Raw genomic sequence first — 24,323 nt, 5'->3', positions numbered from 1 at the left:
AGTATAGGCTTGCATCCAGACAGGCGGATAATCGGCGTTCATCAACCTTGTGGTTTTCCCCATGCAATACGCTTATCCATTACTGGCCATTTTTATCTGGGCCGGCAATACCGTCATCAACAAGCTGGCGGTCGGGGCGATCTTCCCCGCGGAGATCGGTTTCTATCGCTGGCTGCTGGCCGGCCTGCTGTTCACGCCCTTCATGCTCAAGCCGGTGCTCGCCCATTGGCCGACGATCCGCCCGAACCTGGGCAAGATCTTCGTCCTCGGCGTGCTGGGCATGGCGGTGTACCAGAGCCTGGCCTACTTCGCCGCGACCCTGACCTCGGCCACCAACATGGGCATCATTCTCTCGTTGATGCCGCTGATGTCGCTGGCCATGGCGATCGCCAGCCTCGGCCAGCGCCTGACCGCCGGGGCCCTGGTCGGGGCGGTACTGTCGTTCGCCGGGGTGCTGGTGGTGGTGTCGTCCGGCAGCCTCGGCGCACTGCTGGAACACGGCGTGAACCTGGGTGACGCGATGATGCTGGTCGCCACCCTGGCCTACGCGATCTACAGCACCCTGCTGAAAAAATGGCAGCTGCGCCTGCCGCCGCTGGTGCTTTTGTACCTGCAAGTGCTGGTGGCCGTGGTGGTGCTGTTCCCGCTGTTCCTGGCCTCGCCGAAAACCGGCCTGACCCTGCACAACATTCCCCTGGTGCTGTACGCCTGCCTGCTGGCGTCGATGCTCGCGCCGCTGGCGTGGATGCAGGCCGTGGTGCGCCTGGGCCCGAGCCGCACCACCTTGTTCTTCAACTTGCTGCCGCTGATTACCGCGCTGATCGCCGCGGTGGTGCTGCGCGAGCAACTGGCGCTGTATCACCTGGTGGGCGGCGTGCTGACCCTGGGCGGGGTGATTCTCTCGGAGCGCTGGACCACGGTGCTCGGGCGCAAGGCCGGTGTCGCCTGAATCGCGAGCGAGCTCGCTCCTACAGGTAGGGCGCTGTCTGTGTAGGAGCGAGCTTGCTCGCGATAAATCCCAAGACCGCCCCCCCTTCTGGCTACACCCCCGCCGCCTTCAACCGCCGCGCATGCTCGACGAACAGCCGGATCGGCTCGGCGCCCTTGCCCACCAGCCCCAGGGATTGGTTGACGATATCGAAGTGGTCCAGCGGGTAGTCGTCGCCGATCACCGTACCCAGGTGCGAGCTGTAGCGCCCGACCATGCCGTCGCATTGTCCGGCCTCGCGGACGAAGCTTTTAGCGAACAGCCGGCAACTGCGGTTGGTGCCGTCGAACAGATTGCGCCCGCGATCGGTCTTGCCCGGCTGCAAGGTGCCGGACCAGGAGTAATAGCGCACCCCATCGACCTCTTCCGGCCCCTGCCCGCCCCAGGTCAGCGGCAAGCCCTGGGGATACTGACGGTTGAACAGCGCCACGCCCTCGCTGGTCAGCGAACGGTGGGAGGCGTGGATATCCGCCGGCAGCTTCGGCCCGCGATAGCCGGTGTCAAGCCAGCCCATCAGCACCGCGATCATGCGCAGGACCAGGCTCAGCACCCGCCCGCGAAAGGTCTCGATGGAATGGTGGCGCTCGATGTAGTCGGCCAGCTCGGAGCCATGGTTGGGCCCGGCCACCGAGGTCACCGAGGCCACCCAGTCCGGGCGTTTGGCCGCGGCGTAGCGGGCGGTGAGCGAGCCCTGGCTGTGGCCGATCAGGTTGACCTTGTCGGCGCCGGTTTCGCGACGGATCTGCTCGATCCGCGCCAGCAGTTGCTCGCCACGGACCTCGGAGGAGTTGAGCGGCGAAACCTGCACCGCGATCACCGTGGCCCCGCCGCGGCGCAACGCCGCCTCGATGCCGAACCAGTAGGAATACAGCACCAGCCGGACAAACCCGAGCATACCGGGGACCAGGACCAGCGGATAACGCGTGGCGAGCTCTTGGGACATGTGGACATCCTTGTGGTCGGGCCGGTGTCGGGAAAACGCCCAAGGCTGGATGCAAGACAGCAGCCAAGAGCATCGACAGCCAAGGTGACAGCTTCGCGACAACTGTATGACATCGCGAGCAAGCTCGCTCCTACAGGCTCGTGAAGCCTCTGCAGGAGCGAGCGTGCTCGCGAAAAATCTCCCGGCCACCCCGACCGGCTACTTCAACCCCGCCACCCCGGCCACGATCAGCCCCACTGACACCAGCTTGACCAACGTCAGGCTCTCTCCCAGCAAGGCAAAGCCGAGAAACACCGTGCCCAGGGAGCCGATGGCCGTCCAGATCGGGTAGGCGACGCTTACCGGCAACTCGCGCATCGCCAGGGTCAGGAAATAGATGCCGCCCACCGCGGCCGCCACCGTCAGCAACGACGGCCACAGGCGGGTGAAGCCTTCGGCGTACTTCATGCCCATGGCGAAGGTGACTTCGAAGGCAGCGGCGATCAGCAAGAACAGCCAGGCCATGTCGCCTCCTCAGAACGTCCGCGCCAGCGTCAGCAGGCGTTGCTCGGCCTCGGCGCATGACACCTCGAAGGTACGCTCGGCCGACTCCTCGCCCTCGGCGGCGACCACCGTCACATCGTCGATGCCAATAAAGCCCAGCGCGGTGCGCAACCAGGGATCGGCGTGGTTCATGGCTTCCAGCTCGCCGCCCGGGCCAAAGTCGAAACCGCCGCGACTGGTGACGATCAGCGCCTTCTTGCCCAGCACCAGCGGCTGGTACTGGGCGATGCCGTTGTCCTGGACCGTGTTGAAGGTCAGGCCCAGGCGCACGATCTGGTCGACCCAGGCCTTGAGGCCGCTGGGCACGCTGAAGTTGTACATCGGCGCCGAGATCACCAGCAGGTCGTGCTCCAGCAACTCGCCCACCAGCACGTCGCTCAGGGCCAGGTCGGCCTGCATCGACAGCGGCCGCGCCTGCGGCTCGGGGTAGAAAGCCGCGGCGACGAAAGCCTCGCTGACGTGGGGCAACGCGGCGCGGCCGACTTCGCGGCGGGTCAGCCGGCCCTGGGGGTGGGCCTCGAGCCAGGCCTGGAGAAAGCGCTCCGTCAAACGTCGCGAATGGGAACGTTCGCCACGGGGGCTGCCATGTACTGCTAGAATTCTGCTCATCTGTCATTCCTCGTCGCGGGTAGGTCAAGGAAGCCTGAAAGGCCTTCCTCGGTGAGGAATAAAGCTATTGATAGCGCTCCCATAGAACAAATGAGCAATAGTTGATCAGGATGAATCCATTTCATCCATAGAGGTGCATCGCATGTTTGCCAACCTGCCGTTGACCGCCCTGCGCGCGTTTGAGTCCGCCTCGCGGCTGCTGAGTTTCAAGGCCGCGGCCGAAGAACTGGCGGTCACGCCCACGGCTATTTCCCACCAGATCCGCGCCCTGGAAAGCTGGCTCGGCGTGCCGCTGTTCCAACGCCTGCCGCGCCAGGTGCGCCTGACCGAATGCGGCGAGCGCCTGTTCCACAGCCTGCACGGCGCCTTGCTGGAAGTGGCGCAGAGCGTCGACAGCCTGCGCCCGCAACGCAGCGGCGCGACCCTGATGCTCTCCACCACGCCGGCCTTCGCTGCGCTGTGGCTGGTGCCGCGGCTGGGGCGTTTCTATGCCCGGCACCCGACCATCAACCTGCGCCTGGACACCAATTGTGAAGTCATCGACCTGCATCAGGACGCGAGCGTCGACCTGGTGATCCGCTACAGCCTGGACGACTATCCGAACCTTCACGGGTTGTGCCTGTTCGACGAGCGCTTCGCCGTCTATGGCTCGCCGGAACAGGTGGCCCTGGCCCAAGAGCGGACGCCGACGCTGATCAGCGTGCGCTGGCACAACTCCAAGCTGTATGCCCACGGCTGGCAGGCCTGGTGCGACAGCGCCGGAGAACGCTGGATGCAGGAGCACCCGGTGGTTCGCGAATACGACGAAGAGCACTACGCCCTGCAGGCCGCCATTGCCGGCCAGGGCCTGGTGCTGGCGAGCAACATCCTGGTCTCGGAAAGCGTGGGCAGCGGCCTGCTGGTGCCCTACCGCCCGCAGATCCACGTCGACGGCGCCGGCTACAGCGCCTTATGCGTACCGGGACGCGAGCGGCATCCGCCGGTGCGGGCGTTTTTCCAGTGGTTGCGTGAAGAAGCCCAGGCGGCCGGGCATCCCCTGCTCACCGCTGGCTGACCGATAGGAACAAGGCGTGCCCGCGACAGCGGCGCCACGGTCACGCCGATCTAGCGCGTCATCGTTCATCGCGAGCAAGCTGCGCTCCGACAACAAGCAGACCGCATACGCCCCTTTAGGAACGAGCTTGCTCGAGATGGCCGCACCGCCGAATGCCTGGCACACCGCGTCAGCGGGTTGGCTTGACGGTGACGGGCGCCTTGCCCGAACGCATCTGTTCGAGCAGCGGCGCGCACTGGTTCGGCTCGCCGCCGCTGGGCGCCACCAGCGCCAGCAAACCGGCCGCCGGCCCGGCGATCACCCCCAGCGCCAGCATGCCGGCGCCGCGCAACATCAGCGGCACGGCCTTGACCCCGGCGGACGGCTTGATGAACTTGCCCTGCACATACAGCGGCGAACGCAGGGAGAACAGACGCATGCCCTTGGACTCCGGGGTGATGGTCAGGTCCAGCTGTTCGCTGGCCATGTTCGCGGTGCCGTCGATGTAGATGATCGCGTTCTCGGTATCGAACACGAACAGGCGGCTGGTGGCCAGGCCGGTCTTGATGCCGAAGTCGGCGGCGGCGCAATTGATCTTCACTTCCTTGTCGCCAAACATCTTGCCGACCACATAGTTGCCGACGTTGAGCCCGGCGATTTCCATCAGGCTGCGGCTGATGGCACCGTCGTTGATCAGCATCTTCAAATCGCCGTTGGCAGTGCCGAGCAGTGCCGCTACCGAGTTGCCGCGTCCGGCGATATCGGCGTCGCCATTGAGCTCGCCGAAGCTGGTTTTCATCGGCTCGAAGGTCGGGAACAGTTGCTTGAGCTTGAAGTTGCGCGCGGTCAGCCGGGCCCGGCCTTCCATCGGCGTGGCCTGGCCGTTGAGGCGGATCTGCGCATCGAGCTTACCGCCGGCCACGCCGAAACGCAGGGGCTCCAGGCTCAGGCGGCCGTCGTCGAGCACCAGGTGGGTGTAGAGGTCGGTGAAGGGCAACTCGGCGCTGTGGACGATACGTTTGCCGGTGAACTCGACATCGGCATCCATATCGCGCCAGCGCTCGGTGCGGAACTCTTCCACCGGCAAGACCTTGTCCGCCGGCTGCTTGCTGTCACCGCCACGGGCTTTCTGCTTGGCATTGGAGTCGGCGCCGATCAGCGGCGCCAGGTCGCTGAACAGCAGTTGATTGGACACCAGCGCACCACTCAGCTTGGGCCGCGGCTGGCTGGCGGCGTAGGTCAGGTTGCCGTGGATGTCGCTGTCGCCGATCTTGCCGTTGAAGTCCTGATAGCTGAACGTCGCCCCGGCCGGATCGCGCAATTGTGCGGAGAGGTGGCCATCGGTGGCGTAGGCCGGCGAGTCCGGCAGGGTCACGCCGGTCAGCGGGTAGAGGTTGCCCAGGCTGCTGCCGGCCAGCTTCAGGCGCAGGTCGAGTGCGCCGAGGTTGAGCGGATCGGTCAGGGTGCCGGCCAGCTCGACGCGGGTGTCGCCGATCTTCGCCTGGGCCTGCAGCGGGAACGGCTTGGCCGCGTCCTGTAGTGCCAGCAGGCCACCGATCTTGCCGGAACCGCTCAGCGCCTGGCCGTGGTATTGGCCCTTGGCCTTGAAGGCAAAAGCATAGGACTGGGGTGCGGAGCCCTTCTCCAGGGCTTTTTTCGCTGCCTTGTCGCCGACGATGTCACTGAACGGAATCGGCTGGCCCAGCGGATCGACCAGCAGGTCGAGACGGGTTTTCAGGCTCTGGTCGTTGAGGGTGATATGGCCTTTGTCGAAACCGATGGCGCCGATGTCCACCACCCAGTTGGAGGGCTCGGCATCCGGGTCTTTCGGGTCGAACTGGAAGGTCCAGTTGGCGCGGCCGTCGGCCAGGCGCTCCAGGGCGGCGTTGGGCTCGGTGAGGTCGATGCGCGGGATGCTCACGCGCTGCGCCAGCAGGGCCAGGGGCGAAATACGCAATTCGACACGCTTGAGGCTGACCATCTGCGGCGCCTTGGACCACTCGGGGTTGCCCAGGGTCAGGTCTTCGGCCACTACATGCGGCCACGGCACCCAGGCGCGCCAGCCGCCCTCGTCGGGCTCACGCTGCCAGATCACCGCCAGGTTGCCGTTGATGGCGAAGGGGCGATGCAACTCTTCGGAGACTTTGGCGTTGAGGGGCGGCTTGATCCGGTTCCAATCGAAGAACGCGATGATCAGTACCAGCACGGCCAGCAGCAGGAAAACGCTACCGACGGTCCAGGCGAGAATTTTACGGGTGCGCGTCATTGCACGGAGCTCCTGGATACCTGACGGGCGCCTGGATAACGACGCCTCGATGAACTGCCGGGGTTGAAATCCACCGGTCATGAAAACTACGACTGACAAACGGCCCGCAGGTTTAACCCGAAGCCGCGAATCGACCACAAAAGCACGGATTTTTCTGACCAAAGCGCCAGCTTAGTGTTACCCCGCGCGCCCTTTTGCGAGGCGCCAATGGGTCGAAAATACCCACCACGGTGCAAAAACCATTCGCGGAAACGCCCGTTCTAGAGCCTTCGGGCGGAACAATCAATTCTGTTGATTATTACCATTGTGTTTATGAACTTTTATATCGATTTAGCGCGCGTAACATTGGCTCCGTACCCACTTTATCGCCCTCCCAAGGAGCAACCCATCATGAAACGCCAATTACTGCTCAGCCTGACCCTCTCGATCCTGGCCGCCAACGCTTTCGCCCTGCCAGCGGCCGAACAGGCTACCCCACAAGTCAAGGCCAGCACTTCGGTATTCACCCAGACCCTGGCGTCCGATGGCGGCGACCGCACCCCACAAGGCCAGACCCTGGCGTCCGACGGCGGCGACCGCACCCCACAAGGCCAAACCCTGGCGTCCGACGGTAGCGACCGTACCCCACAAGGCCAGACCCTGGCGTCCGACGGTGGCGACCGCACCCCACAAGGCCAGACCCTGGCTGCTGACGGCTTCGATCGCACTCCCCTGGGCCAAGCTGTAGCCGAAGGCGGCCGTGATCGCCTGGAAGAGAAAGGTCTGGTGTAAGACGGCAACGACCGTTTGGCCTAATGCAACCCAGCTGTGAGTCAAGCCTATGATGCCTTTACAGAAAAGCCCGGTCCCTGGATCGGGCTTTGTTTTTGCCTGAACCCCGCCTCCCCATCCTGCCCCGCCTCAAGCACGACGCCCTGCCAGGTTCGACGCCGGCAAAGTTGATTTGCTAGAGTGCGCCGCTCTCTCGATCAGAAAGCCAACCAGCCGATGCTGCCCCGCGCCGAACAGAAACAACAGACTCGCCACGCCTTGATGGACGCTGCCCGCCACCTGATGGAATGCGGCCGCGGATTCGGCAGCCTGAGCCTGCGCGAAGTAGCGAAGACCGCCGGCATCGTGCCGACCGGTTTCTACCGGCATTTTGCCGATATGGATCAACTCGGCCTGGAGCTGGTCAGCGAAGTCGGCCAGACCTTCCGCGCAACCATCCGCCTGGTGCGCCATAACGAATTCGTCATGGGCGGCATCATCGACGCCTCGGTGCGGATTTTCCTCGATGTGGTGGCGGCCAATCGCTCGCAGTTCCTGTTTCTCGCCCGCGAGCAGTACGGCGGTTCGCTGCCGGTGCGCCAGGCGATCGCCAGCCTGCGGGAAAACATCAGCGCCGACCTCGCCGCCGACCTGACCCTGATGCCCAAGCTGCAACACCTGAACATCGCCGACCTGACGGTGATGGCCGACCTGATCGTCAAAAGCGTGTTCGCCACCTTGCCGGACATCATCGATCCGCCCGCGCAAGCCCTGCCCGAACACCTCACGCCGCAGGCGAAAATCACCCAGCAACTGCGCTTCATCTTTATCGGCCTCAAGCACTGGCAGGGACTCGGCAGCACGGAATGAGCCCGTCGCGCCGCTGACACCGCACACCTCCCCGCACCTCCCGTCCACCCGCCATAGCCTGCGCTAGAGCGGCGCTTTGCCACGCCTCAAAAAAACGCACGGCGCACCAAGTCAGTGCTATAAATCAGGACAATCTCGGAATTTGTAACAAAATAAAACAGACGCCTGCCCCTTTTTCAGGCACTTGCCGTCTGTTTCCGATCAGACCGGGCGATTGGCAAGGCCCTTGCTCTACCCCTGCATCGCTCATAGCTGGAAGCCTTCACATGCTGGTGATTCATCGCAGAATCGAGCCGCAACCTGACTGGTCCGCCGAGTTGCACCTGACCTTCGAGGCCCGCAGCAAAAGCCGTTTGCGCTGTTTTAGTGCCGACGGCGAAGACGTCGGGCTGTTTCTGGAGCGTGGCCAGCCGCCGCTGCACGACGGCGAATGCCTGCAAGCCGAGGACGGGCGGATCGTACGGGTCTGCGCACGCCCGGAAACCCTGCTGCATGTCACCTGCCGCGATGCCTTCGAACTGACCCGCGCCGCCTATCACCTGGGCAACCGCCACGTCGCCCTGCAAGTCGGCGACGGCTGGCTGCGCCTGCTGGACGACTACGTGCTCAAGGCCATGCTCGAACAACTCGGCGCCAGCACCGCAACCATCGAGGCGCCGTTCCAGCCGGAACACGGTGCCTATGGCGGCGGCCACCATCATTCGCGCCACGGCGACGAAGACTTCAACTACCCGCCGCGCCTGCACCAGTTCGGCGTGCGCCCATGAATCCGGCCTGGGCCTTGCTGCGCCTGGCCAGTCCGCAACTGCCGATTGGCGGCTACAGCTATTCCCAGGGCCTGGAAATGGCCGTGGAACAATCCACCGTCAGCGACCCGCACAGCGCCCGGCGCTGGATCGGCGACCAGTTGCTGCTCAACCTCGCCCGCTTCGAGGCGCCGCTGTTGCTGGCCCATTGTCAGGCCGCGGCGGAGCAGGATTGGGCGCGCCTCTTGCGCTTGTGCGAGGAGCACCGCGCCAGCCGCGAAACCCGCGAACTGCATCAGGAAAGCCGGCAGATGGGCTATTCCCTGCACCAACTGCTGAACGGCCTGCCGGAGCTCGACGCGCCGGCCCGGGCCTTTCTCGAAAGTATCGCCGAGCCGCACCTGGCCCTGGGTTGGGCGCTGGCAGCGCGCGCCTGGCGAATCAGCCCGCAGGATGCCCTGGCCGCCTGGCTGTGGAGCTGGCTGGAAAACCAGTTGGCGGTGCTGATGAAAACCCTGCCCCTGGGCCAGCAGGCCGCCCAGCGCCTGACCAGCGAACTGCTGCCGCTGCTGCAACAGGCCCAGCAACAGGCCACGCACATCGATCCCGAACATTACGGCAGCGCCGCTTTCGGCCTGTCCCTGGCCTGCATGGCCCATGAGCGCCAATACAGCCGCCTGTTCCGTTCCTAGGGCTTTAAGTTAGTGCCTTTTATTTTGGAGAGTCACATGAACACACAACCTCTGCGCGTCGGTATCGGCGGCCCGGTGGGCTCCGGCAAGACCGCCCTGACCCTGGCCCTGTGCCTGGCCCTGCGCGAACGCTACAACCTGGCGGTGGTGACCAACGATATCTACACCCGCGAAGACGCCGACTTCCTGGTGCGCAACGAGGCCCTGGCGCCGGAGCGCATCATCGGCGTGGAAACCGGCGGCTGCCCGCACACGGCGATCCGCGAAGACGCCTCGATCAACCTCGAAGCGGTGGATCAACTGAACCGGCGCTTTCCCGGCCTCGACCTGATCCTGGTGGAGTCCGGCGGCGACAACCTGTCGGCGACCTTCAGCCCGGAACTGTCCGACCTGACCATTTACGTGATCGACGTGTCGGCCGGCGACAAGCTGCCGCGCAAGGGCGGCCCGGGCATCTGCAAGTCCGACCTGCTGGTGATCAACAAGATCGACCTGGCGCCCCTGGTCGGCGCGTCGCTGGAGATGATGAACAGCGACACCCAGCGCATGCGCGGCGGCAAGCCGTTCGTCTTCAGCAACCAGAAGACCGGCCAGGGCCTGGAGGAAATCATTGCCTTTATCGAACGCCAGGGCCTGCTGACCGCGGCCTGATCGCTATTTTCAACCTGCTCAACAAGGAAGCCCATCCATGACACTGCAACGCATTCTCGGCACCCTCGCCCTGCTGCTGACACCCGCCCTGGCCTTCGCCCATCCGGGCCACGGCGACAACGGCCTGATGGCCGGCATCAGCCACCCGATCGGCGGCCTCGACCACTTGCTGGCCATGGTCGCGGTCGGCCTGTGGGCCGCGCAGCAACAGGGCGCGGCACGCTGGGCACTGCCCTGCACGTTCGTCGGCACCATGCTGGTCGGCGGCGTGCTGGGCTTTGAAGGTTTGAACCTGCCGGCCCTGGAAAGTGGGATCGCCGCGTCGGTACTGGCCCTGGGCCTGGCCGTGGCCCTGGCGGTGCGCCCGCCGCTGAGCCTGGCGCTGGCCGCCACCGCGCTGTTCGCCCTGTTCCACGGCGTCGCCCACGGCCTGGAGCTGCCGGACATGTCCAGCCCCTGGGCCTACGCCGCCGGTTTCGTCGCCGCGACTGCGGCGCTGCACGCCGCTGGCTATGCGGTGGTACGCGTACTGCCCCAGGCCGCGGCACCGCTGGTGCGTGTGGCGGGTGCCGCGTCGGCCGCCACCGGCGTATGGCTGCTGGCAGGCTGACGCAACACCTGTAGGAGCGAAGCTTGCTCGCGATCCAGGCAACACGCAGTGTTGCCTGGAATGCATCGCGTGCATGCTTCGCGCCTCCCCTCCCACGGCCCCCACACCTTCTCTGCTACCATGTCGCGCATTCCACCCTGCCGTGACGACGCCAGCCAATGTCCAATGCTTCCACCTCCCCTTCCCTGTCTGAATCGACCGCCCTGTTTTCGGCCGCGCAGCAGCATTTTCACAGCGTGATCGTGCCGCTCTGGCAGGGACCTGGCTGGAACCCCGAGCTGGCGCTGCCCTTCGAGGCACTGGACGCCGACAACGCCCCGCTGGCGCCGCAACGGTACCGGGCCATGGCCTGCGCCCGGCAGCTGTACCTGTTTTCCAGCCTGATCGGCGACGCCCGCACCCCGCTCGCGGCGGAGCGGGCGGCGACGCTGTTCCGTTCCCTGCAACGGCACTTCCACGACGCCGAGCACGGCGGCTGGTTCTACAGCATCGATGCCCAGGGCGCGCCGCTGGACCGGCGCAAGGACCTCTACACCCACGCCTTCATCATCTTCGCCTGCGCCCATTACTGGGCCAGGGTCCGCGAGCCGCTGGTGGAGTCGGTGCTCAATGCCGCGCTAAAGGTGGTGACCGAGCGTTTCGCCAGCGACGACGGCCTGTACGAGGCGGTCCTCGCCGAGGATTGGTCGTCCCTGGCCAGCGGCCCCTTGCAGAACCCGCTGATGCACCTGGCCGAAGCCTTCCTCGCGACCCTGGCCGTGCGTGACGACGCCGCCGTGCGACACTCGCTGCTGGACCTGTGCGACGCCCTGCAACAGCGCTTCGTCGAGCCGCGGCACGGGGTGATGATGGAAAAACCCCTGGGCGCTGTGGATAACTGGTTCGAGCCGGGGCATCAGTTCGAGTGGTTTTTCCTGCTGCAATCCTCGTCCTTGTTGCGCAGCAGCCCCCTGCACGCCTCGTTGGAGCAAGCCTTTGCCCATGCCGAACAGGTTGGGGTGGACAGCCGCAGCGGCGCGGTGAGCGCCATGCTGGACATCGACGGCGGTGTGCTCGACGCCACCCAGCGTATCTGGGCCCAGGCCGAATACCTGCGCGCCCTGACCTTGCGCCCGGACAGCGCCGCGCGCCTGCAGCGCCAGTTGCAGGGGCTGCAACAACACTTCCTGCACGCCAAGGGCTGGAACGAGTGCCTGGACGCCAACGGCGTACTCAGCCGCCGGGACATGCCGTCGACCACGCCGTATCACCTGGCGACCTGTTATCTGGGCCTGGCTGAATACTTCGGCTGATCTTCCAGACACTATCGCGAGCAAGCTCGCTCCTACAAAGAAACAGGCATTCTCCTGTAGGAGCGAAGCTTGCTCGCGATCGAGCGCCTGCGCTCGGGGCTCAGAAATGCCTCAGGCAATCCACTTGCGGTCGCCGGTAAAGCTGATGGTCAGCCAGCGCGCGGCGTCGGCCTGGCCGAGGGCTGTGGATATCTCTTCGCGCAACGCATCCAGGGTCGCCACGCTGTGCAGCGGATATCCCGCTGGCAACACGATGTGGATCTCGATGAACCGCGCCCGGCCATGCTTCTGCACATACGAGATGTAGTCGGCGAAGCCGTGTCGTACCTTGGCCTCCTCCATCACCCCGCGGACCTTGTCGTCCAGCTGGTCCGGAGCGATGCCCAACACATCGCGCAGGGCCGGCCGGAGGATCTTGAATGCCGGCGGCAACATGCTCAGGGCCAACACGATCAGGATCAGCGGGTCGACATAAGCCGCCCATTCGCCGTGTCCGTACTGCTTGAGCAGCAAGGCCGTGACGAAACTGATCAACAGCCCCACCGAGAGCATGGCGTCCACCAGCCAACTGATGTTGTCGAACTGGATCAGCGACGACTTGAGCTTACGGTTGCGATGCCGGACGTAGAAGAAATAGCCGAACTCGACGACGGTGAACACCGCCGCGTAGACGATCACCAGCCCCAGCTCGATCTCGCGTCCGCCATTGATGATGCCGAACACGCCGTTGAGAAACGCGTAGATGGCGATCAGCAGCAGGAAGCTGCCCTCGATCAGCAGCACCATGGGTTCCAGGTGCCAGAAGCCGAACTGGAAGCGGTGGTTGCTTTCCTTGGCGATCAGCTTGGCGGTGATCAGCATCAGGACCTTGATGAAGGTCGCGATCAGCGAAAAAAATCCATCGAACAGGATGGATTGGGCGCCAGAAACAAAACCTGTGACGATCCCGGCGATCGCCACGGCGAACATCAGGATGGTCGATTGCTTGAGCAGTGCCTGCTCACCTCGGTTACTCACGATTCCTCCTATCGAACTTCAAAAACGCCGCCTCGTGTGAGGCGGCGGCGAAATTTCCGGCGGGGATTCTAACCTGTCAGGGCTGACCACAAGCTGAAACGACTCAGCTTATGTGTATCCGAGTACAACTGTAGCCGCTGTCGAGCTCGCGAAGCGGTGGCCGGGCAATCCGTATCAGCCCTTGTTGCGCTCGATGGCGAAGCCGGCCCAGGTCTGGCTGACCGGCATCAGTTCCAGGCTGTTGATATTGACGTGGGCCGGGGTGTTGAGCACCCAGAAAATGGTATCGGCGATGTCCTGCGGCTGGATCGGCTCGGCACCGGCGTAGGTGGCGTCGTAACGCTCCTGGTCGCCCTTGAAGCGCACCAGGGAGAACTCGCTTTCGCACAGGCCCGGCTCAATGTTGGTCACCCGTACCCCGGTGCCTTGCAGGTCGCAACGCAGGTTCAGGGAGAACTGTTTGACGAACGCCTTGCTCGCGCCATACACGTGGCTACCCGGGTACGGGTAGTTGCCGGCGATGGAACCCAGGTTGACGATGCCGGCGCCGCGGCCGTGGGCGATCAGCCGGGGCAGCAACAGGCGGGTGCTGTACATCAGGCCCTTGATGTTGGTGTCGACCATGGTGTCCCAGTCGTCCAGGTCGCACTTGGGCGCCGGATCGACGCCCAGGGCCAGGCCGGCGTTGTTGATCAGCCCGCGCAGCTTGGCGAAGGACGGCGGCAGGTTGGCAATGGCGGCTTCCATGGCCTTGCGGTCACGCACATCGAGCACCAGGCCGTGCACTTCGGTCTGCTTCGACAATTCGGCGCACAGCGCGTCGAGACGATCCTGGCGACGTCCGGTAAGCACCAGCGACCAGCCGGCCTCGGCAAAACGACGGGCACAAGCTTCGCCAAAACCGGAGGTCGCGCCGGTGATAAACAGGGTGGAAGTCATGGTGTTCTCCTTGCTGGGCGTCGAGCCGCCGTGGAAATAGAAAATCGTTTCGCAGCATGCCCGGCCTGAATCGCAGCGGCAACCGGAGGTTGTTCCGCTGGAATGAATACCGCCTGTCCTTGTAGCCGCTGCCGCAGGCTGCGATCGACCTCGAAGAGGGCGTGCTCTTCGAGATCGCTGAAGGCCCTGCGGGCCTTATCGCAGCCTGCGGCAGCGGCTACAGGTGGCGCGCTGTACAAAAAACGCTCAACCCACGCAAAGCCCCGGCCCTTCTGGCCTGTAGCCATATGCACGCACCTTATCCACAGTCCGGTCCACAGTCTTTGGGGGCAAGTGCAAAAAGCTGCACGCCGCTGTCCACAGGGCCTGCAGGCGGTTTTAGAAAGTTTTTTGCTTGACCCGGGCAACGCGTCCATGCCGCACGCCCCGCCCCAGGTGACCGGGCGGTCAACCATGGGATGGCGTCAAGCCAGTAACTACGCCGCCTGGGCGACTCTTTCCAGAGTTTAATCACAGACTTATCCACAGGCTTGTCCAGGCTGTTTCCAGCCCTGGGCTGCGACAATAAAAAGGTTGACAAGTACAGCTCGCGGTTCGGCAAAACAGCCTGATCAAAAAACAACCACACGTCTGCAAGCCACGCGGTTCAAGGCATGCAGCCAGCTACTCCCACGTTACCCACAGCCCGCTCCACAGCAAACGGGGACAAGTCAAAAGCCTGGTAAAACAACTATTTGCAGCGGCTTTATGTCGCGTTTCGCGAGCTTGCGCTGAAGGTTTTCCACAATTTCCGCTGTCAGCTGTGGACAAGGCCATTTATTCCTCCTTTCCTGTAGGAGCGTCGACCGGCTGCTCCTACAGAGAGGGGATTGCAAGGATCGGGTGTGGATAAAAAAATGCCCCGGCGGCGCGGGCCGGCGGGGCATTTTTTATCCACAACAGACCGCTAGTGGCCGCCAAGATAAGCGTTGCGCACCTCCTCGTTGACCAGCAGCTCCTTGCCGGTGCCGCTCAGGCGAATCTCGCCGTTGACCATGACATAGGCCCGGTCCGACAGCTTCAGCGCGTGGTTGGCGTTCTGCTCGACCAGGAAGATGGTCATGCCGGTGGCCGCCAGTTCGCGCAGGGTGGCGAAAATCTGCTTCACCACGATCGGCGCCAGCCCCAGGCTCGGTTCGTCGAGCAACAGCAGCTTGGGACGGCTCATCAATGCCCGGGCGATGGCGAGCATCTGCTGCTCGCCGCCGGACATGGTCATGGCCCGCTGGGTCCGGCGCTCCTTGAGCCGCGGGAACAGCTCAAACATGCGCTGCATGTCTTCGCTGGCGTACTTGTCGCCGATGGGGATGGTGCCCATCAGCAGGTTTTCCTCCACCGTCATGTCCGGAAACACCCGCCGCCCTTCCGGCGACTGGGCGATGCCGTTGGAGGCGATGTAGTGCGAGGACTTGTGGGTGATGTCCACGCCGCGGTAGAGGATCTGCCCGGACTCGGCCCGCGGCTGGCCGAAGATCGACATCAGCAGCGTGGACTTGCCGGCGCCGTTGGAGCCGATCAGGCTCACGGTTTCCCCTTCGTTGATGTGCAGCGAGACTTTCTTCAGGGCCTGGATCGGCCCGTAGTACACGTCCAGGTCCTTGAGCTCGAGGATAGGTCCAGTCGTCATGCCAGCTCCTCTTCGTCCGCACCCAGGTAGGCGGCAATCACTTTCGGATCGTTGCGGATCGCTTCGGGCCCGCCCTCGGCGATCACGTTGCCGTGGTCGAGTACCACGATATGGTCGGAAATACTCATCACCATGCCCATGTCATGTTCGATCAGCACCACGGTCAGGTCGTGCTCGTCGCGCAGCAGCCGGATCATCGCGCTGAGCGCTTCGGTTTCCTGGGGGTTGAGGCCGGCGGCCGGTTCGTCGAGGCAGATGATCTGCGGCCGGGTGCACATGGCCCGGGCGATCTCCAGGCGCCGTTGCTGGCCGTAGGACAACTCGCCGGCCAGGCGGTTGGCGCAGTCCACCAGGTCCACCACTTCCAGCCAGTAGAAGGCGTGGTCCAGCGCATCGCTTTCAGCCTTGCGGTAACCCTTGGTATTAAGGATGCCGGCCAGCAGGTTGCGGTTGACCCACATGTGCTGGGCCACCAGCAGGTTCTCCAGCACCGACATTTCCTTGAACAGGCGAATGTTCTGGAAGGTCCGCGCCAGGCCCGCCCGGTTCACCAGGTGGGTGCCGCCGAACATCTTGTAGAACAGCCGGCTGGCGAAACGCCTTGGCGAGACAAAGTCGCTCGCGCGAAACGGCTCGCCCAGCAGCTTGATGACATTGGTCGGCGTACCGCGGGTATTGAGGGCGATATGCCCGCCCGTGGCCTTGTAGAAACCGGTCAGGCAGTTGAACACCGTGGTCTTGCCAGCGCCGTTGGGGCCGATCAGGGCGAAGATCGAATTGCGTTTGACCTGCAGGCTGACGTCGCTCAGGGCCTTGATGCCACCGAAGTGCATCATCAGGTTCTCTACCTTCAGGATGACTTCATCGCTCATGACGCGCTCCTCTCGGTCATGGCGCCCTTGCGCGGGGTCACGCCAGTACGGCTGATACGAATCAGGCCGCGGGGTCGCCAGATCATCATCAGCACCATGAGGATGCCGAACAGCAGCACCCGGTACTCGGAGAAGCTGCGCAGCAACTCCGGCGCCACGGTCAGCACGAACGCCGCGATCACCACGCCCACGGTCGACCCCATGCCGCCCAGGACCACGATGGCGAGGATCAGCGCCGACTCGAAGAAGGTGAAGGACGAAGGGTTCACGAAGCCCTGGTAGCTGGCGAAGAACACCCCGGCCAGGCCCGCGGTGGACGCGCCGATGGTGAACGCCGAGAGCTTGACCAGCACATGGTTCAAGCCCATGGCGCGGCACGCGATCTCGTCTTCACGCAGCGCTTCCCAGGCTCGGCCGACCGGCATGCGGGTCAGGCGATGCTTGATGTAGAGCACCAGCAGCACAACGATGAACAGCACGATGTAGATGAACAGGAACTTCAGGTTGGGGTTGTATTCCAGGCCGAAGAACTCATGGAACGGCACCCCGCCATCCTTCGCCCGCCGCCCGAACTCCAGGCCGAAAAAGGTCGGCGACGGCACCGGCATGCCGTTCGGGCCGCCGGTGAAGGACAACCAGTTGTTGAGGATCAGGCGGATGATCTCGCCGAAACCCAGGGTCACGATGGCCAGGTAGTCGCCGTGCATGCGCAACACCGGGAAACCGAGGATGCACCCCGCCAGCGCCGCGGCGATGGCCGCCAGCGGCAGCACGCTCCAGAAGCCCAGGCCGAGGTACTGGTAACCCAGGGCCAGGCCGTAGGCGCCGATGGCGTAGAACGCCACGTAGCCCAGGTCGAGCAGCCCGGCCAGGCCGACCACGATGTTCAGGCCGAGGCCGAGCAGCACGTAGATCAGGCCGAGGATGACCACGGTCAACAGATACTTGTTGGCGAAGAACGGGAAGACGATAGCGATCACGATCAGCGCCGGGATGATCCAGCGCAGCCGCGACTTGTAGTCGGGCGGCCGCACATGCACGCCGGAGCCGGTGCTTTCGAAGCCCTGGAGGATCTTCAACCCCTTGGGCGTCTGCAGGAACAGGCTCAAGGCGAAACGGCCGGCCATCACGATCGCCACCAGCCAGCCGACGCGAGCCGGTTGCAGGTTGAAGCTGTAGCCATCCAGGACCACGCCCACGATAGGGCCGAACACGATCAGCGAGATCAGCCCCGCCAGCACGGCGTCGATGACGCTCTTTTTGATATCAATCGGTTTATTGGCAGCAGACATACTTATACCTTCGCCACGAGTGGGCGACCCAGCAGGCCTTGGGGACGGAAGATCAGAATCAGCACCAGCAGCGAGAAACTGAACACGTCTTTGTAGTCGGAGTTGATCAGACCGGAGAACAGCGACTCGGAGATCCCGAGGATGATCCCGCCGAGCATCGCCCCGGGCAGCGAACCGATGCCGCCGAGCACGGCCGCGGTGAACGCCTTGATGCCGATGACGAAGCCGGCATAGAAGTCGAACGTGCCGTAGTTCATGGTGATCAGTACGCCGGCCAGCGCGGCCATGGCGGCGCCGATGATGAACACGTAGGAAATCACCCGGTCGGTGTTGATCCCGAGGATCGAGGCCATCTTGCGGTCTTGCTGGGTAGCCCGGCACATGCGACCGAGCTTGGTGTACTTGATGATGTAGGTAAGCAACGCCATGCCGGCGAAAGCCGCCACCAGGATGAAGATCTTGGTGTAGGTGAGCTGGACGAAACCGGTCCCGATGTCGACCTTCCAGGCGCCGGCCAGCAGCGTCGGCACACCTTGTTGCTTGGCGCCCTGGCTGATCTGCGCGTAGTTCTGCAGGATCAGCGAGATCCCGATGGCGCTGATCAGCGGCGCCAGGCGGGTGGAGTTGCGCAGGGGCTTGTAGGCGACGCGCTCGATGACCCAGCCATAGATCCCCGTCACGACGACGGTGAAGACCAGGGTACCGAGAATGAGCAGCGGGAAGGATTCGATGCCGAAATAGGCCAGCAGAGCGAGACTGATTGCCGCGAGGTAAGCGGAAATCATGTAAACCTCGCCATGGGCGAAGTTGATCATGCCGATGATGCCATAGACCATTGTGTAGCCGATGGCGATCAGACCATAGACCGACCCGAGGGTCAGCCCATTGATCAGTTGCTGCAGGAAAATACCATCCATAACGCAATCTCACGCAGTTGAGAGACTGCACACCTCGGATACGACGGCCTGGGGTTCAACCACCCGCGCAACACAACAGTTGTGCAGCTCTACGAGAAAAGACAGGTACTGCACGGACACGCAAGCGGCAGGCCCGCGCCCTCCCCCTTGAAGGCAGGAGGGTCGGCCTGCTCAAGCGCTCATGTCACTTCTGTTTTTCCAGCTGGTGGTATTTGCCGTCCTTGTCCCACTGGTAAACCACGTAGTCGGAAATCTTCAGGTCGCCCTTGGCGTCCCAGGTCTTCTCGCCCATCACAGTCTTGACCGGGTTGGCCTTGAGCCACTTGGCGGCATCTTCGCCCTTGTTGGATTTGGCGCCGCCGAAGCCCGCGGCCAGGGCCTGGATCGAGGCATAGGCGTACAGGGTGTAGCCCTCAGGCTCGGTGCCGGCCTTGCGGAAGGCATCGACCACAGTCTTGCTGTCCGGCAGCAGGCGCGGGTCGGCGCCGAAGGTCATGTACACGCCCTCGACGTATTGCGGACCGCCAGCGGTGGTCACCAGTTCGTCGGTGACGATGCCGTCGTCGGACATGAACTTGACGTCTTTGAGGCCCTGCTCGCGCAGTTGGCGAACCAGCGGGCCGGCTTCCGGGTGCAGGCCGCCGAAGTAGACGACGTCGGCGCCGGCGGCGCGGATCTTGGTGACCACGGCGCTGAAGTCTTTCTCGCCGCGGGTCAGGCCTTCGTACAGCACCGGGGTGACGCCGCGCTTGGTCAGTTGGGCCTTGGTGGCATCCGCCAGGCCCTGGCCGTAGGTGTCCTTGTCGTGCAGCACCACGACTTTCTTGCCCTTGAGCACATCGACGATGTAGTCGCCGGCAACGATGCCCTGCTGGTCGTCGCGCCCGCACATGCGGAACATCGCGGAGAGGCCGCGCTCGGTGACCTGCGGGTTGGTGGAGCCCGGGGTGATGGCGATCACGCCCGCGTCGCTGTAAACCTCGGAAGCCGGGATGGTCGACGACGAGCAGAAGTGACCGACCACGCCGGCGACCTTGTCCTGGTCGACCAGACGGTTGGCCACGGCCACGGCCTGTTTCGGCTCGCACGCGTCGTCGCCCTTGACCAGGACGATCTTCTCGCCATTGACCCCGCCCTTGGCGTTGATCTCGTCAGCCGCTGCCTGTGCACCCTTCATGTACTGCTCGCCAAATGCCGCGTTGGCACCTGTCATGGGACCCGCTACGCCGATCTTGAGGTCGGCCTGAGCAAACGCAGAAACACCCAACGCAGCTGCCACTGCGAGGGCCAGAAAGCCTTTCTTGTAAAACGTCTGGGACATGAGGTGGTGCTCCAAGGTTTTTTAGTTGGCACTGCGACTTCACCGAATGCTCAGAGCAAGGGCCGTGCCATTGGTTTTTTATTCTGAAAAAAGTCGCTCTTTTATTGTTATTTCGACTGTTTCGAGCCCTTTTTCATTGGGCGTGCAACCGTCTAAACCGCGGAAGGTGAAACCCTGCAAAACATCAGGCGCAACCAGCCCGCGCCATCATTGCAACCGCGGTGCAAATCAACGTGCAACCAGCCTGTAACAGCCTGCGTAACCGAACTGCACACTGCTGGTGCAGGACTGCTACGCCCCGCACCACTACAGGCTAGTCGCTGCGCTGAAAAGCGCCGCATCCAGCAACATCTTTCCTCTGTCAGATCACAATCCGCAGGCACTGGCCCGCGTGATACAGCGAGAATCCGGCCTCGTACAGGCAGCTGCGCAAGCCCACGCCGGCCAGGGGCTGCATGGGGGCGAAGGGAATCGGCAGCGCTTGAGGATTTCCGTTACACAGGTAATCGGCGAAGGCCTTGCCGACTACCGTGCCCGTAGTCACGCCCCGGCCGTTGTAGCCGGTGACCGCCACTAAACCGGGCGCTGGCTCGAACAGGCGCATCAGGTGGTCGGGGGTAAAGGCAATGCAGCCGGTCCAGGTGCATTCCCATTCCACCGCCTTCAGGTAGGGGAAGTAATGCTGCTGCACCCGGTCGGCCCAGGCCTTGAGGAACCAGGCCGGTTTCTGGTTGCCGTTGCCCAGGCTGCCCAGCAACAGGCGGCCGTCGGCGTCGCGGCGGATGCTGCTGAGCACCTGGCGGGTGTCCCAGGAACCCTGGCCGCCCGGCAGGATCCGCTGCGCCGCGTCGTCGGTCAGCGGTTGGGAGGCGACCTGATAGTAGTAGCCGGGGAAGAAATTGCGCCGCAGTTCGGTCCAGTCGCCCTCGGTGTAGGCGTTGGAGGCGATCACCACTTGCTCGGCCAGCACCGAGCCCTGCGCCGTCTGCACCGACCAGCGCTGGCCCTGGCGCTCAAGGCGGCTCACCGGCGAATGGTCGAACAGTTGGCCGCCGAGATCGACCGCGGCCTTGGCCAGGCCACTGACATACGCCATCGGGTTGAGCGTGCCGGCCCGGCGGTCGAGCAAGGCGGCGGCGATCTTCTGGGTTCCCGTGGCCGCTTCGCAGGCCGCGCCGGTCAACAGTTCGACCGGCGCGCCGCGACGTTTCCATTGTGCTTCGCGGCTGCGCAGGTCGGCCTCGCCGCGGGCGTTGTGCGCCATGTGCAAGGTGCCCTCGCGGCGCAGCTGGCAGTCGATGCGGTATTTGTCGACCAGGCTGAACACCAGGGCCGGCGCGGCCCCCAGCATGCGGTTGAGCTGGCTGCCGACCGCCTCGCCGAAACCGGCTTCGATCTCGTCCGGGGGGATCCACATCCCGGCATTGACCAGCCCGACATTGCGCCCCGAACCGCCGTGGCCGGTGCGATGGGCTTCCAGCACACAGACCCGCTTGCCCTGCTCCAGCAGGTGCACGGCGGCCGACAGGCCGGTAAACCCGGCGCCGATCACGCAGACGTCCACCGTGACCTCGCCCCTGAGCGGTGTGCTGTCAGGCCTTTGCGGCGTCAGTTTTTCCCATAAGCATTCTTCGCGTAACGGCATTGCCAGACTCCGAAATCAACGAACCACAGACCATGAACCAGCACCTCCGCTGTAGGGCGCATTCAATGCCGATCAGTCGAAGGTAATACCCTGGGCCAGCGGCAACTCCAGCGAGTAGTTCACGGTATTGGTCTGCCGGCGCATGTAGGCGCGCCAGGCATCGGAACCGGATTCGCGACCGCCGCCGGTTTCCTTCTCGCCGCCGAACGCGCCGCCGATTTCCGCGCCACTCGGGCCAATGTTGACGTTGGCGATACCGCAGTCGCTGCCCACCGCTGACATGAACTGCTCGGCTTCGCGCACATCGGTGGTGAAGATGCAGGACGACAGGCCTTGCGGCACGGCGTTGTTCAAGCGCAGCGCCTCGGCGAAATCGCTGTAGCCGACCACATAGAGAATCGGCGCGAAGGTCTCGCTGCACACCACGTCGCTCTGCTCCGGCATCTCGACGATCGCTGGCGACACGTAATAGGCGTTGGGGAACTGGTCCTGCAACTGACGCTGGCCGCCGAACACCCGGCCGCCTTCGCTCAGGGCCTGCTCCAGCGCGTCCTGCATGTTGTCGAAACTGTGCTTGTCGATCAGCGGGCCGATCAGGTTGCCTTGCAACGGATGGCCGATACGCACCTTGGAATAGGCGGCCTTGAGCCGGGTGACGATTTCTTCCTTCACCGACTCGTGGGCAATCAGTCGGCGCAACGTCGTGCAGCGCTGGCCGGCGGTGCCGACGGCGCTGAACAGGATGGCGCGCACGGCCATGTCCAGGTCGGCGCTCGGGCCCAGAATCATCGCGTTGTTGCCGCCCAGTTCGAGGATGCTGCGGGCGAACCGTGCGGCGACTTTCGGCGCCACTTCGCGGCCCATGCGGGTGCTGCCGGTGGCGCTGATCAGGGCCACGCGCGGATCGTCCACCAGCGCTGCGCCGGCGTCGCGGCCGCCGATGATCACCTGGCTCAGGTAGTCGGGGGCGTCGCTGAAGTTCTTCAATACACGCTCGAACAGCGCCTGGCAGGCCAGCGCGGTCAGCGGGGTCTTTTCCGAAGGTTTCCAGATCACCGGGTTGCCGCAGACCAGCGCCAGGGTGGTGTTCCAGGCCCAGACCGCGACCGGGAAGTTGAACGCGCTGATCACCCCGACGACACCCAGCGGGTGCCAGGTTTCGCGCATATGGTGGCCTGGACGCTCGGAGGCGATGGTCAGGCCGTACAGCTGGCGCGACAGGCCGACCGCGAAGTCGCAGATGTCGATCATTTCCTGCACTTCGCCCAGGCCTTCCTGGGTGATCTTGCCGGCTTCCCAGGACACCAGCTCGCCCAGGTCGGCCTTGTATTCGCGCAACACTTCGCCGAACTGGCGCACCAACTCGCCGCGGCGCGGCGCCGGCACCTTGCGCCACAGCGCGAACGCATGCTCCGCGCGACTGACCTGCTGCTCCACCTCGGCCGCGCCCTGCCAGTTCACCAGGCCGATGCGGCTGCCGTCGATCGGCGAATGCACGGGCTGCGTGCCCGACTGATACAGGGCCGGGTTCACACCGAGACGATCAAGCAATGCGGCAACCATGGGTCACTCCTTACAAATGGACAGCAAAAGTCGTAGCTGCGGACACAGCCATTCAGGACTGTAGTTGTAGCCGGCCCGAGACTTGCCAACAAACGACGATTAGGCGAGATATCATTCCGTTTATTCATGCTGCGCAGGCGGCAGCCGAGACAAGAACAAGGAACCCTCGATGCTGAATAAACGCTACCTGCCCTCGATCACCGCCCTGCAGTGTTTCGAGGCCGTCACCCGGCACCTGAGCTTCACCCGCGCCGCCGAAGAGCTGAACCTGACCCAGAGCGCGGTCAGCAAGCAGGTCGCGCAGCTCGAAGAGCTCTTGCAGCACCTGCTGTTTCGCCGGGTGCGCCGGCGCCTGCAACTGACCCCGGCCGGCGACCTGTACCTGGTGGAAGTGCGCAAGATCCTCTCGCAGATCGAGATGTCGACCCACTACCTGCGCTCCTACGGCGGCGAGACCGAAGTCTTGCGCGTGTCCACCCCCTCGACCTTCGGCGCGCGCTGGTTGGTGCCGCGTCTCAAGGGCTGGCGCATGCGCCACCCGCAGATCCATCTGGACCTGTGCAACGAGCAGGAAGCCGACGACCTGCTCCAGGGCCGCAGCGACATGGCGTTCTATTTCGGCCAGGGTTCGCGCCCCGGCACCGAGTGCCTGAAGCTGTTCGGCGAAGAACTGGTGGCGGTCTGCGCCCCCGGCAGCCTGCCGGATACGCCGTTCACCGAGCCGACGCAACTGGCCGAGCTGGTCTTGTTGCAACTGGCCTCGCGCCCCCAGGCCTGGCACGACTGGTTCGACAGCCAGGGCTACCACACCGAACACAGCTATCACGGCCCGCGCTTCGAAACCTTCTACATGTGCATCCGCGCCGCCCAGGTCGGCTGCGGCGTGGCCCTGCTGCCGCGGTTCCTGGTGGAAGAAGAACTGGCCGAGGGCAAGCTGGTGCTCGCCTGGAACCACGCCATGCCCAGCCGCGACGCCTACTACCTGGCCTACCCGGAACACGCGGCCGAAGTGCCCAAGGTGCGGGATTTCATCCGCTGGATGCTGGAGCAGATCGACAGCCCCGCGGCGCCCTGACAGGCGCCATCGCGAGTAAGCTC

At 64.2% G+C, this 24,323-nt stretch carries 23 protein-coding genes; 10 read left to right on the top strand and 13 right to left on the bottom strand.

Annotated elements, in window-relative coordinates; genetic code table 11:
- Positions 1-61 precede the first annotated feature (61 nt).
- Complete coding sequence (locus BTN82_RS02675) at positions 62-949, top strand: DMT family transporter (protein WP_075117639.1); 888 nt, start codon at positions 62-64, stop codon at positions 947-949.
- Between the two features lie 91 nt (positions 950-1,040).
- Here BTN82_RS02675 and BTN82_RS02670 read toward each other — a convergent pair whose 3' ends face one another.
- The 3 genes from BTN82_RS02670 to BTN82_RS02660 all read right to left on the bottom strand — a co-directional run bounded on the left by BTN82_RS02670 (position 1,041) and on the right by BTN82_RS02660 (position 3,083).
- Positions 1,041-1,931 (bottom strand): esterase/lipase family protein, encoded by an 891-nt coding sequence (locus BTN82_RS02670; protein WP_075117638.1) that lies wholly within the window; start codon positions 1,929-1,931, stop codon positions 1,041-1,043.
- A 198-nt stretch (positions 1,932-2,129) separates the two neighbouring features.
- Complete coding sequence (locus BTN82_RS02665) at positions 2,130-2,435, bottom strand: DMT family transporter (RefSeq protein WP_075117637.1); 306 nt, start codon at positions 2,433-2,435, stop codon at positions 2,130-2,132.
- 9 nt (positions 2,436-2,444) lie between these two features.
- A complete protein-coding gene (locus BTN82_RS02660; RefSeq protein ID WP_075117636.1) occupies positions 2,445-3,083 on the bottom strand; it encodes an FMN-dependent NADH-azoreductase in 639 nt (212 codons plus the stop codon).
- 142 nt (positions 3,084-3,225) lie between these two features.
- On the opposite strand from BTN82_RS02660, the gene BTN82_RS02655 reads away from it, so the two are divergent.
- A complete protein-coding gene (locus tag BTN82_RS02655; protein ID WP_075117635.1) occupies positions 3,226-4,137 on the top strand; it encodes a LysR substrate-binding domain-containing protein in 912 nt (303 codons plus the stop codon).
- A gap of 169 nt (positions 4,138-4,306) precedes the next feature.
- Here BTN82_RS02655 and BTN82_RS02650 read toward each other — a convergent pair whose 3' ends face one another.
- Entirely contained in the window at positions 4,307-6,382 is a 2,076-nt protein-coding gene (locus BTN82_RS02650; protein WP_075117634.1) for an AsmA family protein, read from the bottom strand.
- A gap of 390 nt (positions 6,383-6,772) precedes the next feature.
- Here BTN82_RS02650 and BTN82_RS02645 point away from each other — a divergent pair, with 390 nt between their 5' ends.
- The 7 genes from BTN82_RS02645 to BTN82_RS02615 all read left to right on the top strand — a co-directional run bounded on the left by BTN82_RS02645 (position 6,773) and on the right by BTN82_RS02615 (position 11,993).
- Positions 6,773-7,153 carry a hypothetical protein gene (locus BTN82_RS02645; RefSeq protein ID WP_075117633.1) on the top strand — a complete coding sequence of 127 codons (381 nt, stop codon included), beginning with the start codon at positions 6,773-6,775 and terminating at the stop codon, positions 7,151-7,153.
- Between the two features lie 216 nt (positions 7,154-7,369).
- Positions 7,370-8,002, top strand: coding sequence for a TetR family transcriptional regulator (locus BTN82_RS02640; RefSeq protein ID WP_075117632.1), 633 nt, complete (start codon positions 7,370-7,372; stop codon positions 8,000-8,002).
- Between the two features lie 266 nt (positions 8,003-8,268).
- Positions 8,269-8,769 carry an urease accessory protein UreE gene (gene ureE / locus BTN82_RS02635; RefSeq protein WP_075117631.1) on the top strand — a complete coding sequence of 167 codons (501 nt, stop codon included), beginning with the start codon at positions 8,269-8,271 and terminating at the stop codon, positions 8,767-8,769.
- Positions 8,766-9,440, top strand: coding sequence for an urease accessory protein UreF (locus BTN82_RS02630; RefSeq protein ID WP_075117630.1), 675 nt, complete (start codon positions 8,766-8,768; stop codon positions 9,438-9,440). The genes ureE and BTN82_RS02630 overlap by 4 nt, the downstream gene beginning before the upstream one ends.
- Positions 9,441-9,476: 36 nt before the next feature.
- Positions 9,477-10,091, top strand: a complete 615-nt coding sequence (gene ureG, locus BTN82_RS02625) for an urease accessory protein UreG (RefSeq protein WP_075117629.1) — start codon at positions 9,477-9,479, stop codon at positions 10,089-10,091.
- Between the two features lie 37 nt (positions 10,092-10,128).
- Positions 10,129-10,701 (top strand): HupE/UreJ family protein, encoded by a 573-nt coding sequence (locus BTN82_RS02620; RefSeq protein ID WP_075117628.1) that lies wholly within the window; start codon positions 10,129-10,131, stop codon positions 10,699-10,701.
- Between the two features lie 158 nt (positions 10,702-10,859).
- Positions 10,860-11,993 (top strand): AGE family epimerase/isomerase, encoded by a 1,134-nt coding sequence (locus BTN82_RS02615; RefSeq protein WP_075117627.1) that lies wholly within the window; start codon positions 10,860-10,862, stop codon positions 11,991-11,993.
- Positions 11,994-12,104: 111 nt separating this feature from the next.
- On the opposite strand, the gene BTN82_RS02610 is transcribed toward BTN82_RS02615, so the two are convergent.
- The 9 genes from BTN82_RS02610 to BTN82_RS02570 form a co-directional block, all read right to left on the bottom strand.
- Complete coding sequence (locus BTN82_RS02610) at positions 12,105-13,010, bottom strand: cation diffusion facilitator family transporter (RefSeq protein ID WP_075117626.1); 906 nt, start codon at positions 13,008-13,010, stop codon at positions 12,105-12,107.
- A 174-nt stretch (positions 13,011-13,184) separates the two neighbouring features.
- Positions 13,185-13,949, bottom strand: coding sequence for an SDR family oxidoreductase (locus tag BTN82_RS02605; protein ID WP_075117625.1), 765 nt, complete (start codon positions 13,947-13,949; stop codon positions 13,185-13,187).
- Between the two features lie 946 nt (positions 13,950-14,895).
- Positions 14,896-15,615, bottom strand: coding sequence for an ABC transporter ATP-binding protein (locus BTN82_RS02600; RefSeq protein WP_075117624.1), 720 nt, complete (start codon positions 15,613-15,615; stop codon positions 14,896-14,898).
- On the bottom strand, positions 15,612-16,487 hold the full coding sequence (locus tag BTN82_RS02595; RefSeq protein WP_075117623.1) for an ATP-binding cassette domain-containing protein: 876 nt from the start codon (positions 16,485-16,487) through the stop codon (positions 15,612-15,614). Before BTN82_RS02595 ends, BTN82_RS02600 begins: the two co-directional genes overlap by 4 nt.
- The gene (gene livM / locus BTN82_RS02590; RefSeq protein ID WP_075117622.1) at positions 16,484-17,779 is read right to left on the bottom strand and encodes a high-affinity branched-chain amino acid ABC transporter permease LivM; all 1,296 of its coding nucleotides are present in this window, start codon (positions 17,777-17,779) and stop codon (positions 16,484-16,486) included. Before livM ends, BTN82_RS02595 begins: the two co-directional genes overlap by 4 nt.
- 2 nt (positions 17,780-17,781) lie before the next feature.
- Positions 17,782-18,696 carry an ABC transporter permease subunit gene (locus BTN82_RS02585; RefSeq protein WP_053259441.1) on the bottom strand — a complete coding sequence of 305 codons (915 nt, stop codon included), beginning with the start codon at positions 18,694-18,696 and terminating at the stop codon, positions 17,782-17,784.
- 184 nt (positions 18,697-18,880) lie between these two features.
- Positions 18,881-20,017, bottom strand: coding sequence for a branched-chain amino acid ABC transporter substrate-binding protein (locus BTN82_RS02580; RefSeq protein WP_075117621.1), 1,137 nt, complete (start codon positions 20,015-20,017; stop codon positions 18,881-18,883).
- 361 nt (positions 20,018-20,378) lie between these two features.
- On the bottom strand, positions 20,379-21,662 hold the full coding sequence (locus BTN82_RS02575) for an NAD(P)/FAD-dependent oxidoreductase (protein ID WP_075117620.1): 1,284 nt from the start codon (positions 21,660-21,662) through the stop codon (positions 20,379-20,381).
- 72 nt (positions 21,663-21,734) lie between these two features.
- Positions 21,735-23,225, bottom strand: a complete 1,491-nt coding sequence (locus BTN82_RS02570) for an aldehyde dehydrogenase family protein (RefSeq protein WP_075117619.1) — start codon at positions 23,223-23,225, stop codon at positions 21,735-21,737.
- A gap of 169 nt (positions 23,226-23,394) precedes the next feature.
- Between BTN82_RS02570 and BTN82_RS02565 the strand changes: the two genes are divergently transcribed.
- Positions 23,395-24,300, top strand: a complete 906-nt coding sequence (locus BTN82_RS02565) for a LysR family transcriptional regulator (protein WP_075117618.1) — start codon at positions 23,395-23,397, stop codon at positions 24,298-24,300.
- The last annotated feature ends 23 nt before the right edge of the window (positions 24,301-24,323 follow it).

Source organism: Pseudomonas chlororaphis, assembly GCF_001921865.1.
Classification (GTDB): domain Bacteria; phylum Pseudomonadota; class Gammaproteobacteria; order Pseudomonadales; family Pseudomonadaceae; genus Aquipseudomonas; species Aquipseudomonas chlororaphis_D.
The sequence above is the reverse complement of the archived record's forward strand: the minus strand, read 5'-3'. Positions and strand labels throughout refer to the sequence as shown.

Excerpts from the sequence above, each read along its gene's own strand:
- BTN82_RS02675 (WP_075117639.1), top strand. The coding sequence starts at position 62 with ATGCAATACGCTTATCCATTACTGGCCATTTTTATCTGGGCCGGCAAT.
- BTN82_RS02670 (WP_075117638.1), bottom strand. The coding sequence starts at position 1,931 with ATGTCCCAAGAGCTCGCCACGCGTTATCCGCTGGTCCTGGTCCCCGGT.
- BTN82_RS02665 (WP_075117637.1), bottom strand. The coding sequence starts at position 2,435 with ATGGCCTGGCTGTTCTTGCTGATCGCCGCTGCCTTCGAAGTCACCTTC.
- BTN82_RS02660 (WP_075117636.1), bottom strand. The coding sequence starts at position 3,083 with ATGAGCAGAATTCTAGCAGTACATGGCAGCCCCCGTGGCGAACGTTCC.
- BTN82_RS02655 (WP_075117635.1), top strand. The coding sequence starts at position 3,226 with ATGTTTGCCAACCTGCCGTTGACCGCCCTGCGCGCGTTTGAGTCCGCC.
- BTN82_RS02650 (WP_075117634.1), bottom strand. The coding sequence starts at position 6,382 with ATGACGCGCACCCGTAAAATTCTCGCCTGGACCGTCGGTAGCGTTTTC.
- BTN82_RS02645 (WP_075117633.1), top strand. The coding sequence starts at position 6,773 with ATGAAACGCCAATTACTGCTCAGCCTGACCCTCTCGATCCTGGCCGCC.
- BTN82_RS02640 (WP_075117632.1), top strand. The coding sequence starts at position 7,370 with ATGCTGCCCCGCGCCGAACAGAAACAACAGACTCGCCACGCCTTGATG.
- ureE (WP_075117631.1), top strand. The coding sequence starts at position 8,269 with ATGCTGGTGATTCATCGCAGAATCGAGCCGCAACCTGACTGGTCCGCC.
- BTN82_RS02630 (WP_075117630.1), top strand. The coding sequence starts at position 8,766 with ATGAATCCGGCCTGGGCCTTGCTGCGCCTGGCCAGTCCGCAACTGCCG.
- ureG (WP_075117629.1), top strand. The coding sequence starts at position 9,477 with ATGAACACACAACCTCTGCGCGTCGGTATCGGCGGCCCGGTGGGCTCC.
- BTN82_RS02620 (WP_075117628.1), top strand. The coding sequence starts at position 10,129 with ATGACACTGCAACGCATTCTCGGCACCCTCGCCCTGCTGCTGACACCC.
- BTN82_RS02615 (WP_075117627.1), top strand. The coding sequence starts at position 10,860 with ATGTCCAATGCTTCCACCTCCCCTTCCCTGTCTGAATCGACCGCCCTG.
- BTN82_RS02605 (WP_075117625.1), bottom strand. The coding sequence starts at position 13,949 with ATGACTTCCACCCTGTTTATCACCGGCGCGACCTCCGGTTTTGGCGAA.
- BTN82_RS02600 (WP_075117624.1), bottom strand. The coding sequence starts at position 15,615 with ATGACGACTGGACCTATCCTCGAGCTCAAGGACCTGGACGTGTACTAC.
- BTN82_RS02595 (WP_075117623.1), bottom strand. The coding sequence starts at position 16,487 with ATGAGCGATGAAGTCATCCTGAAGGTAGAGAACCTGATGATGCACTTC.
- livM (WP_075117622.1), bottom strand. The coding sequence starts at position 17,779 with ATGTCTGCTGCCAATAAACCGATTGATATCAAAAAGAGCGTCATCGAC.
- BTN82_RS02585 (WP_053259441.1), bottom strand. The coding sequence starts at position 18,696 with ATGGATGGTATTTTCCTGCAGCAACTGATCAATGGGCTGACCCTCGGG.
- BTN82_RS02580 (WP_075117621.1), bottom strand. The coding sequence starts at position 20,017 with ATGTCCCAGACGTTTTACAAGAAAGGCTTTCTGGCCCTCGCAGTGGCA.
- BTN82_RS02575 (WP_075117620.1), bottom strand. The coding sequence starts at position 21,662 with ATGCCGTTACGCGAAGAATGCTTATGGGAAAAACTGACGCCGCAAAGG.
- BTN82_RS02570 (WP_075117619.1), bottom strand. The coding sequence starts at position 23,225 with ATGGTTGCCGCATTGCTTGATCGTCTCGGTGTGAACCCGGCCCTGTAT.
- BTN82_RS02565 (WP_075117618.1), top strand. The coding sequence starts at position 23,395 with ATGCTGAATAAACGCTACCTGCCCTCGATCACCGCCCTGCAGTGTTTC.